This is a genomic window from Ureibacillus sp. FSL K6-3587 (assembly GCF_038593165.1).
Lineage (GTDB): Bacteria > Bacillota > Bacilli > Bacillales_A > Planococcaceae > Ureibacillus > Ureibacillus suwonensis.
Window position 1 is genome coordinate 1,483,286 of record NZ_CP151969.1, and the last position, 14,560, is coordinate 1,497,845.

Here is a 14,560-nt window from a genome sequence, read left to right on the forward strand (position 1 = left end):
TTATTTACAAATTAGAAAAAAATATTAATTATACTTGTCAAGAATTGTATGAATTTCTTTGTTCAATTCTTCAATGCTGGCATATTCCACCGATGAATGCGTTAGCTGATATTTTTCCTTCAGACGGAGAATCCGAATGACGCTTTCGTTGATTTGTTGCTCGGAAATTTCGCCGCGCTCGACGGCGGAAATAAGCCGGTTAAGAACGGAAGCTATTTTTTCTTCATGATGGGCAATCAATACGATATCACTGCCGGCTTTGACAGAGGATATAGCGGCTTTTTCCAAGGAGTATTGGTTCGTAATGGCTTTCATCGTCAGATCATCCGTGATGACAACTCCGTCAAAGCCGAGGTTTTTTCTCAATAAATCGGTGATGACCGTTTTTGACATGGATGCAGGATAATGCTGATCGATTTGAGGCAGTAAAATATGGGCTATCATTACCGCATCCGCGCCGTTTTCTATTGCGTTTTTAAATGGAAGCAATTCCATTTTTTTTAATTCATTCATCGATTTGTTTACTACAGGAAGTGCCAGATGGGAATCGACGGAAGTATCGCCGTGGCCGGGAAAATGCTTAATGACAGAAATAATATTCTCAGCTTGTATGCCTTTCATGATTTGAATGCCCAAATTTGATACTGTTTCAGGGTCGTTGCTGATAGCGCGGTTGCCAATGACCGGATTATTCGGATTGCTGTTCACGTCCAAAACCGGAGCAAAATCCACGTTAAAGCCGAATGTGGATAATTGTTTTCCCAACAGTCTTCCAAAATCGTAGGCGTAAGCGGCATTGTTCTTTAATCCAATCAAATGATTGGATGGCAAAACGGCCACTTCATCCGGGAGCCGATTGATGCTGCCGCCTTCCTGGTCGATACCCAGAAAAAGCGGATATGGATTGCCGCTGTTCAAATTTTTGACTTCATTTAATAATGAAGTAATTTGACGGCTGGATTTTAAGTTTTCTTTAAGAAAGATGATGCCGCCAATTTTTCTTTCGACAACCAATTGTTTGATATGTTCGTTCGTTTGTTCTCCGGAAAAGCCGGCAAAAACCATTTGCCCGATTTTTTCTTCCAATGACATATTGGCCACTGCATTCGCGATTTTTGATGGATTATCTGCTGTAATGACGGAAATATGATGAACTTCAGGATTTGGCGAAGCTGTTGTCGGTTTCTGTAAAATCCATTTGATCAAATAATCATTATTTACGGTGTAATACAGAATGATTTGAGAAATCGTGCCATCTTCATAGTAAGTTTCCTTCTCCGGCTCTCCCAAAGTATCCAGAATATCTTGCAAATGAATAGCGGATAACCGTTCATCATAGGATCGGACATCAAAAACCAGTGGTCCATCAAATCCAAGGGACAAATGATGGGCTGGATAGTAGGCATATTCACCAACGGACGATTTTTCGGTTTTTTCAGGTGAACCCAAAATGTTTTCCACCTCTTCCCATTTCGTATTTCCTGCAATAACCGGGATATGAAACACTTTGCCCTCTTCCGCATTTTTCATAATTTGCCGGATGAGTTCTTCCGCAGTCTGTTCCTCGTTTTGTGATGGCGGGTTTTTAGGCGAATCTCCATCATTTGGGGTTTTATGGCTTCGATTCAAAGTCAACATAACGCCCAAAGCAACAATCACTATCAGTATCAGAACGGCAATGATCAGTTTCTTCATTTATCATTTTCTCCTTTTTTGTCTCTTCATTGAATTGGTTGTATGGACAAAAGAAAAGTAACAATCGACAAGGAAAGAGTGTAAAGAGATTCAATCGACAATATTTCCAAGGAAATATCAATGATTTTCGACATGTATTGAATGTTTTCATGATAACATAGCCAACATATGGGGTGTTTGGTAGAATAATGAGTAATATATAAGGAGGGACGAATATGGCAATTTTGTTTCTTACTATTTTCATTTTGATAGGAATCTTATTCGCCTTTCGTGTGTATACATATGAAAATAGTGAATTTAGGAAAATGACTGGGTATTCTTTATTTAATATTTGGACAAACCCACACATAAAAAATACATATTTATTAGTGCAATCTTTAAAATATTTACAAGGGGAATATAAATTATTATTAAACTTGGCCTTTCCAACATCGGGCGGAAAAAGAAAATTGGATGCCATTGTCATCCATGAATCGGGCATTTACGTCTTCAATATCCAACAAAAAAACGGTTGGATTTATGGACGGGAACAGGATGAGCAATGGGCCCAGGCGACTAATAATAAAAATAAACTGATACCATTCGCTAATCCGATTATTGAAACGAAAAAATCGATCCTTGATTTGCAGGATCAAATCGCGAATGAAAAAAGTGATTTGTTCCACTTAGTCATTCTTTTTACGGACAATTGTTCCTTTAAGAAAATCGTTGTAAAATCAAACAATGTTTCAGTCATGAAGATAAATGAAATGAAACATTTTTGGAAAGCCGGAACGGAACAAAAGATGTCGGCACAAGAAATCGATTCGGTTTATCAAACCTTGAAACAATATACCGGCGGCCAAAACACTTCATTTCATATGAATCATGCTACAAATCATTAGAATCAACAAATTGAAAGGACATGGCAATGGAAAAACGCTCAAAACGGCAAAACAGCATTGATTATATGAAAGAAAATGATAGGCTTTTCAGCTGTCCGATTTGCAACGGAGCAATGGAGGTACTGGAACAAGGAGAAGTGGTTTGCGGCAATCGCCATAGCTTTACCATCGCAAAACAGGGGTACGTCAATTTTTTGACGAAGCCGGTCCGTTCCATGTATACGAAAAATTTGTTTGAATCGAGAAAAATGGTGATAGATGCAGGATTATACAATGAATTGCATAATCAGATTGCAAAAGTCATCGGGGATTCCGTTCAAACCATATTGGATACCGGTTGCGGGGAAGGTTCCCACTTGGTGGGAATCTGCGGGCGATTAAACAACAAAGAAGCGGTTGGTGTAGGGATCGATATTGCAAAGGAAGGGATTATGACCGCGGCAAAGTACTATGAAAAGAAAATTTGGTGTGTTGGGGACTTGGCGAGCAGCCCTTTTCGGGAACGGTCCTTTGATGTCATCCTGAATATTTTGTCACCTGCCAATTACGATGAATTTAAACGATTGCTGAAAAGTGATGGGAAAATCATAAAGGTGGTTCCCCAATCGGGATATTTGATGGAATTGCGGAAGCAAATTTTTGTCGACTCCGAAAAAGAAAACTATACCAATGAACGGACCGTCAAACGTTTTTATGAGCAATTCCCTTATGTGCAAAGACAAAGGATTACGTACAAGATGCCGATTGAAAAGGATCTGGTTCCAAGATTAATTGAAATGACGCCATTGGGATGGCATGCGGAAACAAGAGGGATTGATTTAAATGAAGTGACCATCGATCTGGAATTGCTGGTGGGGGAATGTCAACGGTGATTCGATTGAAAGAACAGGACGTTTTTTTTAAAATAGATTAATAAAACTAGATTAAGGGTAGGAATCTGCTGTGTTATATGATATCGGAGCAAAAATAGTGGGGCCGTTTCTGTCATTGAACGGTTCAAGAGCGAAAGAATTCGGCAAAGAAAATATACCGAAGGATGAAGGGTATGTTTTGGCATGTACCCACAACGGATATATTGATATTTTGAATCTGGGCCTTTCCATTTATCCCAGACAAATTCACTTTATGGCAAAGAAACAGCTGTTTGATATAAAAGGTCTGGGATGGTTGATTACGAAGTTGAACGCTTTTCCCGTTGACCGTGACAATCCGGGGCCAAGCGTCATTAAAATCCCGCTTCAATTATTGAAAAAAGGGGAAATTGTTGGTATTTTTCCGAGCGGCACCCGAACGACGAATAATAGCGAATTGAAACAAGGGGCGATCACCATTGCGCAACTTGCAAAAGCGAAAGTCGTTCCGGCGGCTTATATTGGTCCAAAAAATCTGAAAGAAGTGTTTCAACGGAAAAAAGCGTATTTGATTTATGGAAAGCCTTTTACAGTTCCTGCAGGCAAAGAGGCCAGGGAAGAATATACCGCTTTTTTGGAGAAAGAGTTTCAAAGACTAACGGAAGAACTGAAACAAAAAATAGAAATGAAATAGCACTTTCCGTCTTCGGAAGGTGCTTTTTAAAGGGGGTTATGTAATGAAACGTGTGATATTTGTGTGCTTGGGGAATATCTGCCGCTCACCGATGGCTGAAGCGGTGTTCAGGGACATGTTGAAAAAGAGAGGGTTGGAAGGCAAGATAGAAGTGGATTCGGCAGGTACAAGTTCCTGGCATGTCGGTGAACCGCCCCATTACGGCACGGTAAGTAAATTGAGGGAACATAACATTCCCACGGACGGTATCATTGCCCGTCAGTTGAAAAAAGAGGATTTTGAAAAATTTGATTATATTGTCGGTATGGATGAAAGCAATGTAAGGAATATCCGTCGATTGTTAGGTCAGCCCGACCATCCTAAAATATTCCGCTTTTTGGATTTGACAGAACACAAAAAGGATGTTCCGGATCCATATTATACAGGCGATTTCCAAGAAACATATGAATTGGTGACCGATGGATGTGAAGCATTATTGAATAAAATTTTAGAAGATATGGAAATTGGGGACCAAACATTATAAAGGTATTGCGGAGAAAAATCAAGTAGGGATTATTTTCATAATACAAATCATGTTGTATAATGGTACAGTCATATAAATTGAATGCTGATTAAATTGATATCTTAAACTAGGAAAGAGAGTGAATCCAATGGGTCGTAAATGGAACAATATTAAAGATAAAAAGGCGGAAAAAGATAAAAACACCAGCCGAATTTATGCGAAATTCGGTAAGGAAATTTATGTAGCTGCGAAAAAAGGTGATCCGGACCCAGAGTTGAACCAGGCGTTAAAAGCCGTTCTGGAAAGAGCGAAAACGTATAATGTACCGAGACATATCATTGACCGTGCTATTGAAAAAGCAAAAGGTGCGGGCGGAGAAGATTATGACGAATTGCGTTACGAAGGATTTGGCGTAGGCGGAACAATGGTGATTGTCGACGCTTTAACAAATAACGTGAATCGTACCGTATCTGAAGTGCGTGCCGCTTTCGGGAAAAACGGCGGAAACATGGGAGTGGCAGGATCCGTTTCTTATATGTTCGATCCTACAGCCGTATTTGGAATTGAAGGAAAATCCGTGGATGAAGTGTTGGAAATATTATTGGAAGCGGACATTGATGCACGGGATGTATTTGAGGAAGATGGAATGACCATTGTTTATGCGGAACCAAATCAGTTCCATGCTGCACAAGAAGCGTTCAAAGCGGCGGGAATTGAGGAATTTGCAGTAGCCGAACTTACAATGATTCCTCAAACGGAAGTAAAATTAACTGGGGAAGATAAAGCAAAATTCGAAAAAATGATTGATGCGTTGGAAGATTTGGAAGATGTGCAACGCGTCTACCACAATGCGGATTTGGAAGATTAATATTCCTGAATGTTGGAATTAATATTTCCCAACAAACAAAATTAGCAAAAGTCGCAATCAACGATACGGACTGTCATATACATCTTGATTTTATCTCAATGGATTGCGATATCCTAACTCCTCAAAAGTATTGTCACGAATGAGGAGGCATTTTTTGTCGCTTGAAAAATTGTAAGAATTGACAGTTGTTGTCTTAGTTACGGTTGGGTAATCGTCATTTTCCGGGGAGCTGGACGATCAAAAAAAGCTTCTAAATCTTCCAATGTTAATACATGCAAAGGAATGATTCGATGGGGAATTTCCGCCATGTCGATTAAGTAATCGTCCTGGATGACTCGCCATATCTCCAATTCTCTCCATAAATTCGCATATTTCAACAAATAATAGGCGACATGTGGAATGATTTCGCTGCTGACATTAGACAGTTTATAGACATATTTTTTGTCCGATAAGTATCGGGCGTAAGGATTATGAGAGTCTTTTTCCACTAGCAGCGGGCTATTCAAAAGTTCATCCGGCAACCGGATCCAGAAAACCTTTTTGTCACGGTCGATGCCTTTTAAATCCACCCCCCGTATGGCAATTTGCTCTTCCGAAAGCCCCAATGCCAAAAGTTCGTTATAGGATTTCATCTGTTCATCTTCAAGCGCTTCTTGAAAAGTGGGCAATTTTTGATTGCATGCAATAAATTCATAAATCATGACATTCCCTCATTTCCACTGATTCTTTCCCTTTTATCTCAGTTTAGTATATAGATGGAGGGAAAAATATAGATAGCTGGAACTTTTTGTTTAATCTGGCCGTATAAAAAAATAACATTTGTTGTTTATATACATTTTTTGTAAGATAATTTTATTAAGTGAACCCCAATTTGGTACAGGTTGTATAGGGGGTGCTTATAAGTGGGTAGACTTGGATAAGGGAGTGATGGAGCGATGACAAAAAAACTATGGTTTCAAGTGGGCATTGGTATTTTAATTGCTCTACTAATTATTAAATATGTAATAGAAATACATTGGATTTTTAATCCAATTGTGATCATCATAAAAACGATTTTTGTACCTGTATTATTGAGCGGTGTACTTTTTTACATATCAGAACCTCTTCAACGCTGGCTGGAAAAAAAGGGGCTGCCAAGATGGGCAAGCATATCTACAATTGTCCTGGTTTTTGCGGGTTTGGTGACCGGATTGTTGTTGATTATCGGAAACCCGATTGCCGAACAGGTGAACCGTTTAGTGCAAAACGCGCCAAGTATAGGGGACAAAATTATGGATACAACGGATTTTATTTTGGAAAATAAAGATAATTTGCCGCCGCAAGTTGAAAACTTTATCGATTCCGTTACAAATTCCATTCAAGATATTGTAGTGGTGGGAAGCAAAAGCATTGTAAACCTGGTAAGTGGTACCGTTTCAACGATTTTTACCCTGATTTTGGTGCCGTTCTTTTATATATTCATGTTAAAGGATCATGAAAAGTTTGCACCCAATATTTATAAACTCTTTACCGGTGAACGCCGGACTTGGGTGAAAAATACATTGGAAGACATCAATGAAGTGTTGAAAAATTATGTGCAGGGACAAGTGCTCGTCAGTTTGATTCTTGCCACAATGATGCTGATCGGGTATTTGATCATCGGTCTCGAATATGCGCTATTACTTGCAATTTTCTCATTCTTCATGAACATGATCCCGTTCATCGGTCCGTGGCTCTCTCTGGCGCCGGCGATTCTTGTCGCCATCATCCAAGACCCGATTTTGGTGATTTGGGTATGTGTCATTACTCTGGTTGCTCAGCAATTGGAAAGCAATTTAATCACTCCAAATATCATGGGTAAATCTTTGGACATTCATCCATTAACGGTTATTACCATTGTACTCGCTGCAGGGAATATTGGCGGATTTGTTGCAATCATCATTGGCATTCCGACTTATGCCGTATTGAAAGTCATTGTGAAAAATATTTACGAAGAGAGAAAGAAAATTAAGGAGACTGCGACGAAAACGCTATAACAAATTCCATGCCCCGCGGGTGATGAGGTATTGTATACTAAACTGTGAAAGGCAGTCGAACGATTATTAGAAAAGGGGATTTCGAATGAGCGGAAAAAAAGCGGCAATCATTCTTATGGGCATTATTCTTTTAGTAAGTCTGTTGGTCGTTATTGCATTGACCATTTTTTACGCCGTTTATGAACCATCCATCAATCAAAGCACTCAATCTTTGGAATTCATTTCATCCAATAAAAAAATATAAGGGGCTGTCCGAAAAGTCGATTGAATCGACCTTCGGCTCAGCCCTTTTTTCTGTTTTTAGGGTACAAAAAAATCGTCCTTTTTTATAGAATGAAATTGACCAAAAAAACATTCTAAAGAAAGGACGATTTCTTATGAATAATCAAATGACTATTCAAGAAAATTATAACACGCAATTAGAAATGACTCTAGAGGGTATTCAAAAAATAGAGGTTCAAAAGAATAAGAAACGCAAAAAGCTAGTTTTCCAACCTTATTGCAATCGTCAAGTCATGAGCATTTTAGATATCGAAATGTATATTCCTGAAAATCATGTCGCCCGTTTAGTGGATGAAATGGTGGAATCGATTCCGGATGAAGTGTTGTATACTCATTATGTTGGTGGGGGTCGTGCACCCTATCACCCTAAAATGTTATTGAAAGTGATTTTATATGCGTACACTCAAAACGTTTATTCAAGTCGGAAAATGGCGCAAATGGTGAAAGAAAATCTTCCGATGATGTGGTTGGCGGGATTGCAAACCCCTGACCATCGCACAATAAATGATTTTCGTAGTGTTCGTATGTCAAACATGATGGATTCTGTATTTGAACAATTTGTCCTTCAACTAGTAGAACAAGGATTTATCGACCTCGACCATATTTTTGTGGATGGTACGAAAATAGAAGCGAATGCCAACAAATATACGTTTGTATGGCGAAAATCCGTAGAAAAATATGATCAGAAACTACGAGCCAAAATTCAATCGTTTCTACAAGAAGCGCACCAAATCGCCTTGGAGGAATTAAAAGAAGAACAATTAGAAGAAGAATTAGAAAAATCATCGGCACAACTTTCTGAGAGAATAGAAGCTTTGGAAAAAGATTATAAACAGGAAGAAGACAAAGAAAGAAAAAAAGAACTTCGCTCTAAAAAATCCCAACTCACCAAACAACTGAAAACGATTCAAACGGATTATCTTCCACGATTACGAAAATACAAAGTACAAAAACAGATTCTAGGTGAACGAAATAGCTACTCGAAAACCGACCATGAGGCCACTTTTATGCGAATGAAAGAGGACCATATGAAAAACGGCCAACTCAAGGCGGGTTATAATGTTCAACTCGCCACACAACATCAATTTATCGTGGGATTTGAAATTTATCAAAATCCAGGAGATACTCGCTGTTTCCAACCATTTATGGAAAAGTTATTGGAATCGATACCGAAGGAAAAGAAACTCAAGTATGTCATTGCCGATGCAGGATATGCGAGTGAAGAAAACTATTTATATGCGATTGGCGAAGAAAAAGAACCTCGTTTTGAATTATTAGCCCCATACCAAACCTATTTGAAGGAACAAAGTAAAAAGTTTAAAAAGGATTTATCAAAAGTACAAAACTGGAAATACATCGAAGAAGACGATTGCTTTATCTGTCCGAACAATCGGAAAGTCGTATTCAAGTATTATCAAAAAAGAAAAAATGCATCTGGATACATACAAGATTTGAAAGTGTACGAGTGTGAAGATTGTACGGATTGCCCGTTGAAGAATGGGTGTACGAAAGCCAAAGGAAATCGTCGAGTATATTGGAACACGATTTATGAAGAAATGAAAGCGAAAGCCAAAGCAGCTCTTGGTGACGAACAAAAGGCAGCTCTTTATGCGAAGCGTAAAGTGGATGTCGAAAGTGTGTTCGGGAACATCAAGGGCAATTTGCGTTTCACTCGATTTCTGTTACGGGGGCTTCATAAAGTCCGAACAGAATTCGGGATTGTGGCAATGGCCCACAACATACTGAAATGGGCCGCAAATTCCCAAACCAATTTCAAAAATAAGGAAACAGAGCGAATGGAAAAACTCATTGTTTTCTCCATTCGCTCTGTTTTTATGGACTTTTTAGACAAGCCCTTTTTTTTAGAAGAACAGATTCAAAATAAGGTAAATGCCTGCAGAGATTACAGCGGATATCGGCATTGTGATAATCCAAGTCAACACGATTTTGCGGGCAACTCCCCAATTTACCCCCTTCGCACGTTGGGCAGATCCAACCCCCATAATGGATGAAGAAATAACGTGGGTTGTTGATACAGGTAAATGAATCAATGTTGCCCCGAAGATGACCGTTGCGGATGCCAAGTCAGCTGCAGCGCCGTTGACAGGACGAATTTTCATAATCTTTGTTCCAACGGTTTTGATGATTTTGTATCCCCCGATGGAAGTACCTAATCCCATTGCAATGGCGCAGGCAATTCGCACCCATTCTTGTACTTCATTATCATGTTGCATACCTGCTGCAATTAAAGCCATTGTAATAATCCCCATGGCTTTTTGGGCATCGTTTGTACCGTGCGTAAAGGCCTGTAATGCAGCGGTGAAAATTTGCATTGTCCGGAAACCTTTGTTGGTGCGATAAAGATTCAAATTCTTAAACATCAGTTTAAACAGGGACATAAATAAAAAGCCGACAGTAAACGCAATGAAAGGAGAAAAAATTAACGCTTCCAATATCCCGATAAACCCTGAGTAATTAAGAATATCAAATCCCGCGGCAGCAATGGCCGCACCTGCGATGGATCCAATCAATGTATGGGATGAACTTGATGGGATTCCAAAATACCAAGTGGCCAAATTCCATAATATTGCTGAAAGCAATGCCGCTAAGATCACGACTGAACCGGTTGTATCATCCGGCGTCTGGTTCAGCGAAAATGGGTCAACAATATCGCTGGCAATGGCCTTTGCCACACCTACGAAAGAAATGGCCCCAAGGAAGTTCATGCTTGCAGCAAGCAATACAGCTACTCGCGGTGGAAGTGCACGGGTGGAAACAGACGTAGCAATGGCGTTTGCTGTATCATGAAATCCGTTAATAAAGTCGAATGCTAATGCACAAATCACGATTAATATTGTTATGATAAAAATGGTATCCATATCCTATTTCTCCGCTCCGTTTTTACGCATTGCGCATGATGATTGTTTCAAGGGTATTTGCTACGTCTTGACAATAATCTGCAATGTCTTCTAATTGATTGTAAATATCTTTGTATTTAATTAAACGGATTGGATCTTTTTCATTTAAAAATAATTGTTTGATGGAAGAACGGGATATTTCATCACACTCACGTTCATAGTCCTTGATTAAAATAATATGGTTTCTCATGGAAGGTAAATCTTTTTTATTTAACAAGTCGATTGCGGCTACAATTTCATCTGCACTTCTTGTTATGTATTTTAGAAATGCGCGCATGTTGTCATCCAATTCAGGAATTGAGAACATTTCCAAGTGTGCAAAACATTGTTCTATACCATCTAATACATCGTCCATCTTAATTGCTAATGCTAAAATATCTTCTCTTTCGATAGGTGTCATGAATGATTTGTTTAACATCACAATCAGTTCATGAATCAAATTGTCCCCATCTGTTTCATACTGTTTTACTTTGATACTTAATTCCTTTAAATCAGCCATAGAATCAACATTGAAGTCATTGGCATAATGAACTGCATCCCGCATGTTTTCTGCAATCTTGTGCAATGACGAAAAAAATGGATCTGATTTTCTTGGATTAAACATGAATGTAATGCCCCCTGATATGCGTTAGTTTATTCAAACCTTTTTTATGATAGCAAAAAATAGTCCAAAACCATAGAATAGAGGTGTCGAAAATGACAAAATTTACATTCCTGTAATATTATTTGTAACAATTTTTTCAGATGGATCAATGGAGAAAGAAAAAAGTATATTAACGGGCACAGCCACATTAATATACTTTATTATGGTTTCTCATGATATGAAATATTCTTCCAGTTCCTTTTGCAAAAACGGTTTTGCCGATAAGAAATCAATAAACCCTTTGTATCGTTCGAATTCGTGTTTGGTTGGTTTTCTGCCGGTATAATAGGCTCGGATTAATATATTTTTGGGTGTATGCTCCATATCAATGAATTCCATCAGTTGCACTTCGTATCCGACCAATTTTAGGATTTCTGCACGGATGGAATCCGTTGCTAGGGCGGCGAAGCGCTCTTTGATTAATCCATGTTGTGTCATAATTTCCAATTGGGGAGCATTCAATTGGCGGTTCAATTCATGTTGGCAGCATGGCACGCTCAAAATGACTTTAGCCCCCCATTTTACTGCGCGGGCCAACGCCATATCGGTTGCAACATCGCAAGCATGCAACGTGACAACCATGTCCACGGAAGTTTCATCATGATAATCGCTGATGTCCCCTACAAGAAACTCCAAATGGTCATATTGCAAATCTTTTGCAATCTTGTTGCATTCCTCAATCACTTCTTTTTTCAAGTCCAGGCCCGTTACTTTGATATCCAGTCCCTTCTCCATTTTTAAATAATGATATAAGGCGAAGGTTAAATAGGATTTTCCTGAACCGAAATCGAGGATCCGGATTTGCCGGTCTTTCGGCAAATAATCGAGCGAATCATCGATAAATTCAAGAAAGCGGTTGATTTGGCGAAATTTATCGTATTTTTGTTTTTTCACTTTTCCTTCAGGGGTTTGGACACCAAGGCGCACCAGGAACGGATATGGAGTGGATTCATTCAGCAAATAATTCTTTTTGCGATTATGGGATAAAGACACTTCTTTGATTGATTCCGTTTTCTCTTCTTTCCAGAAAACTTTATTCTTTTTCGACAATTGGACTTGTATAGTGCGATCAGTGAATTGCCCATGAAATTGTCTGAATTTTTTAAAAATACTATCTAAGACTGAACAAAAATTTTCCAGTAAAACATTTTCATGCTTTAATACTCTTTCAAATTGATATTCCAGCTGAATGTGGTACTGTCCTTTAATTTCAACCGGTTTCAATTTTATCCTTTTCAACCCGTCGGATTTTTTTCTGGGCTGACTGATTGTAGCTGAAACCAATTTTTTTTGTTGGATCAGTTCCAGCAACAGCTGCTTCATTCCATCAAATTCCATTACTATCAACCTTCTTTGATATAGGATAATCGTCATTAGTTTAACATATAATCCGTGGTTTTGAATAAGGTGGAAAGCCCATGGAAAAAATAAAGTAAAAATTTCGTATGCGGAATTTTATTAGAAAATCGAATTTTTTGAAATAATATTATATTCAAGAAACATATTCATGTGGTAAAGTAATACTATAAAATAATTTTCTAAGAATCGTCCCCTTTCCGCTGCTTTATGTATCAAAGTATTCGAAAAAGAAATAGTAAAAGAAATGGAGGAATATTTTATGCAAGAATATCACTACCAGATGCTGGCAATCGTTTTGTATATGGCCGCAATGTTATTTATCGGTTGGTATGCATTCAAAAGAACTAGCAACTTAAAAGAATTCATGTTGGGAGGCCGGGGATTAGGTCCTATTACAACTGCGTTAAGTGCCGGTGCTGCAGACATGTCCGGCTGGCTCTTGATGGGATTGCCTGGCGCGATTTATGCAGCCGGTCTAGTGGAAGCATGGATCGCCATCGGGCTGACAGTCGGACAATATTTGAACTACGTTTTAGTAGCGCCGCGTTTGCGGGTTTATACACAAGTTTCAAAAGATTCCATTACGATCCCAAGCTTTTTGGATAACCGTCTACGTGACAATACAAAATTGTTGCGAATTGCTTCAGGAATCGTCATTCTAGTATTCTTCACATTCTACGTGTCATCCGGTATGGTATCTGGAGGGAAGTTTTTCCAAAGTTCCTTCGGGCTTGATTACCACTTAGGGATGATTATTGTGGCAGCGGTAGTCGTTTTATATACACTCTTTGGCGGCTTCTTGGCGGTAAGTTATACGGATGTGGTACAAGGGACAATCATGTTCCTGGCATTGATCTTGGTTCCGCTTGTAGGTATTTTCTTTACAGGTGGTTTCGGAGATACCCACAGTGCCATCACAACTGTAAATACGGAACATTTATCTTTACTTCCGTCAACAGCGGCTGCAGCCGGAATTATTTCATCAGTCGCATGGGGTCTTGGATATTTCGGTCAACCGCACATCATCGTTCGCTTCATGGCGATAAACACGGTGAAAGAAATGAAAAGTGCCCGTCGCATTGGAATTGGGTGGATGATTCTAAGTTTGGTCGGTGCGATCTGTACAGCGCTTGTAGGGGTTGCGTATTTCCAACAAAATGGATTGACGCTTGACGATCCGGAAACCATTTTCATTGAAATGGGGCAAATCTTGTTCCATCCATTTGTTGCCGGAGTTTTATTGGCAGCCATTTTGGCGGCGATTATGAGTACAATTTCATCTCAATTAATCGTTACTTCTTCCGCTTTGATTGAGGATATTTATAAAGCATTATTTAAAAAAGACGCTTCCGACAAGCATTATGTGACAGCCGGACGATTAGCCGTTTTGGTTGTATCCATTATCGCCATGATTTTAGCTTGGAATCCAAATAACTCCATTTTGGATTTGGTAGGATTCGCTTGGGCAGGGTTCGGTTCAGCCTTTGGTCCGATTATCCTTTTGGCATTATATTGGAGAAAGCTGACGAATATCGGTGCATTAAGCGGAATGCTCGTAGGTGCCGTGGTTGCATTTATTTGGGGTCAATCTTCCACACTTTCCGGAATCATTTATGAAATGGTGCCAGGATTCTTCTCCTGCTTGATCGTTGCGTTGGTTGTAAGTTTAATCACGTATAAACCAAATCCGGAAATTGAAGAGGAATTCAATCAAACTTTGGAAGTTTTAAAAACGGAAAAAGAAAAATAATATATTATATAGAAGGAGGCTGGGACAAAACCCTCCTCTAAAATGGAAACAGCCCATGAAATGTTGGAATGAAATTTCATGGGCTGTTCTTCATTTTTT

At 39.0% G+C, this 14,560-nt stretch carries 13 protein-coding genes and 1 pseudogene; 9 read left to right on the forward strand and 5 right to left on the reverse strand.

Annotation, left to right across the window (positions count from 1 at the left end):
* Positions 1 to 24 precede the first annotated feature (24 nt).
* On the reverse strand, positions 25 to 1,695 hold the full coding sequence (nagZ, locus tag NSS77_RS07305) for a beta-N-acetylhexosaminidase (RefSeq protein ID WP_342471002.1): 1,671 nt from the start codon (positions 1,693 to 1,695) through the stop codon (positions 25 to 27).
* A 215-nt stretch (positions 1,696 to 1,910) separates the two neighbouring features.
* On the opposite strand from nagZ, the gene NSS77_RS07310 reads away from it, so the two are divergent.
* The 5 genes from NSS77_RS07310 (at position 1,911) to NSS77_RS07330 (ending at position 5,494) form a co-directional block, all read left to right on the forward strand.
* On the forward strand, positions 1,911 to 2,579 hold the full coding sequence (locus tag NSS77_RS07310; RefSeq protein WP_342471003.1) for a nuclease-related domain-containing protein: 669 nt from the start codon (positions 1,911 to 1,913) through the stop codon (positions 2,577 to 2,579).
* 26 nt (positions 2,580 to 2,605) lie between these two features.
* Entirely contained in the window at positions 2,606 to 3,451 is an 846-nt protein-coding gene (locus NSS77_RS07315; protein WP_342471004.1) for a putative RNA methyltransferase, read from the forward strand.
* A gap of 70 nt (positions 3,452 to 3,521) precedes the next feature.
* Complete coding sequence (locus NSS77_RS07320; protein ID WP_342471005.1) at positions 3,522 to 4,124, forward strand: 1-acyl-sn-glycerol-3-phosphate acyltransferase; 603 nt, start codon at positions 3,522 to 3,524, stop codon at positions 4,122 to 4,124.
* A 43-nt stretch (positions 4,125 to 4,167) separates the two neighbouring features.
* Positions 4,168 to 4,647: a low molecular weight protein-tyrosine-phosphatase gene (locus NSS77_RS07325; protein WP_342471006.1), complete on the forward strand. Its 480-nt coding sequence runs from the start codon at positions 4,168 to 4,170 to the stop codon at positions 4,645 to 4,647.
* Positions 4,648 to 4,774: 127 nt separating this feature from the next.
* Positions 4,775 to 5,494, forward strand: coding sequence for a YebC/PmpR family DNA-binding transcriptional regulator (locus NSS77_RS07330; protein WP_342471008.1), 720 nt, complete (start codon positions 4,775 to 4,777; stop codon positions 5,492 to 5,494).
* Positions 5,495 to 5,691: 197 nt separating this feature from the next.
* Here NSS77_RS07330 and NSS77_RS07335 read toward each other — a convergent pair whose 3' ends face one another.
* Positions 5,692 to 6,195, reverse strand: coding sequence for a hypothetical protein (locus tag NSS77_RS07335; RefSeq protein ID WP_342471009.1), 504 nt, complete (start codon positions 6,193 to 6,195; stop codon positions 5,692 to 5,694).
* A gap of 234 nt (positions 6,196 to 6,429) precedes the next feature.
* On the opposite strand from NSS77_RS07335, the gene NSS77_RS07340 reads away from it, so the two are divergent.
* The 3 genes and pseudogenes from NSS77_RS07340 to NSS77_RS07350 form a co-directional block, all read left to right on the forward strand.
* Positions 6,430 to 7,509, forward strand: coding sequence for an AI-2E family transporter (locus tag NSS77_RS07340; RefSeq protein ID WP_342471010.1), 1,080 nt, complete (start codon positions 6,430 to 6,432; stop codon positions 7,507 to 7,509).
* Positions 7,510 to 7,594: 85 nt separating this feature from the next.
* On the forward strand, positions 7,595 to 7,753 hold the full coding sequence (locus NSS77_RS07345; RefSeq protein WP_342471011.1) for a hypothetical protein: 159 nt from the start codon (positions 7,595 to 7,597) through the stop codon (positions 7,751 to 7,753).
* 271 nt (positions 7,754 to 8,024) lie between these two features.
* Positions 8,025 to 9,536 (forward strand): annotated as a pseudogene (locus NSS77_RS07350) (IS1182 family transposase); the annotation flags it as partial.
* Between the two features lie 117 nt (positions 9,537 to 9,653).
* On the opposite strand, the gene NSS77_RS07355 reads toward NSS77_RS07350, so the two are convergent.
* The 3 genes from NSS77_RS07355 to NSS77_RS07365 all read right to left on the reverse strand — a co-directional run bounded on the left by NSS77_RS07355 (position 9,654) and on the right by NSS77_RS07365 (position 12,690).
* Positions 9,654 to 10,670 (reverse strand): inorganic phosphate transporter, encoded by a 1,017-nt coding sequence (locus NSS77_RS07355; RefSeq protein ID WP_342471013.1) that lies wholly within the window; start codon positions 10,668 to 10,670, stop codon positions 9,654 to 9,656.
* Positions 10,671 to 10,692: 22 nt separating this feature from the next.
* The gene (locus NSS77_RS07360) at positions 10,693 to 11,313 is read right to left on the reverse strand and encodes a DUF47 domain-containing protein (RefSeq protein ID WP_342471014.1); all 621 of its coding nucleotides are present in this window, start codon (positions 11,311 to 11,313) and stop codon (positions 10,693 to 10,695) included.
* A 210-nt stretch (positions 11,314 to 11,523) separates the two neighbouring features.
* Entirely contained in the window at positions 11,524 to 12,690 is a 1,167-nt protein-coding gene (locus tag NSS77_RS07365) for an SAM-dependent methyltransferase (protein WP_342471015.1), read from the reverse strand.
* Between the two features lie 280 nt (positions 12,691 to 12,970).
* Here NSS77_RS07365 and putP point away from each other — a divergent pair, with 280 nt between their 5' ends.
* Positions 12,971 to 14,461, forward strand: coding sequence for a sodium/proline symporter PutP (gene putP, locus NSS77_RS07370; RefSeq protein ID WP_342471016.1), 1,491 nt, complete (start codon positions 12,971 to 12,973; stop codon positions 14,459 to 14,461).
* Positions 14,462 to 14,560 lie beyond the last annotated feature (99 nt).

Excerpts from the sequence above, each read along its gene's own strand:
- NSS77_RS07310 (WP_342471003.1), top strand. The coding sequence starts at position 1,911 with ATGGCAATTTTGTTTCTTACTATTTTCATTTTGATAGGAATCTTATTC.
- putP (WP_342471016.1), top strand. The coding sequence starts at position 12,971 with ATGCAAGAATATCACTACCAGATGCTGGCAATCGTTTTGTATATGGCC.
- NSS77_RS07345 (WP_342471011.1), top strand. The coding sequence starts at position 7,595 with ATGAGCGGAAAAAAAGCGGCAATCATTCTTATGGGCATTATTCTTTTA.
- NSS77_RS07325 (WP_342471006.1), top strand. The coding sequence starts at position 4,168 with ATGAAACGTGTGATATTTGTGTGCTTGGGGAATATCTGCCGCTCACCG.
- NSS77_RS07330 (WP_342471008.1), top strand. The coding sequence starts at position 4,775 with ATGGGTCGTAAATGGAACAATATTAAAGATAAAAAGGCGGAAAAAGAT.
- NSS77_RS07315 (WP_342471004.1), top strand. The coding sequence starts at position 2,606 with ATGGAAAAACGCTCAAAACGGCAAAACAGCATTGATTATATGAAAGAA.
- NSS77_RS07335 (WP_342471009.1), bottom strand. The coding sequence starts at position 6,195 with ATGATTTATGAATTTATTGCATGCAATCAAAAATTGCCCACTTTTCAA.
- NSS77_RS07365 (WP_342471015.1), bottom strand. The coding sequence starts at position 12,690 with ATGGAATTTGATGGAATGAAGCAGCTGTTGCTGGAACTGATCCAACAA.
- NSS77_RS07340 (WP_342471010.1), top strand. The coding sequence starts at position 6,430 with ATGACAAAAAAACTATGGTTTCAAGTGGGCATTGGTATTTTAATTGCT.
- NSS77_RS07360 (WP_342471014.1), bottom strand. The coding sequence starts at position 11,313 with ATGTTTAATCCAAGAAAATCAGATCCATTTTTTTCGTCATTGCACAAG.
- nagZ (WP_342471002.1), bottom strand. The coding sequence starts at position 1,695 with ATGAAGAAACTGATCATTGCCGTTCTGATACTGATAGTGATTGTTGCT.
- NSS77_RS07355 (WP_342471013.1), bottom strand. The coding sequence starts at position 10,670 with ATGGATACCATTTTTATCATAACAATATTAATCGTGATTTGTGCATTA.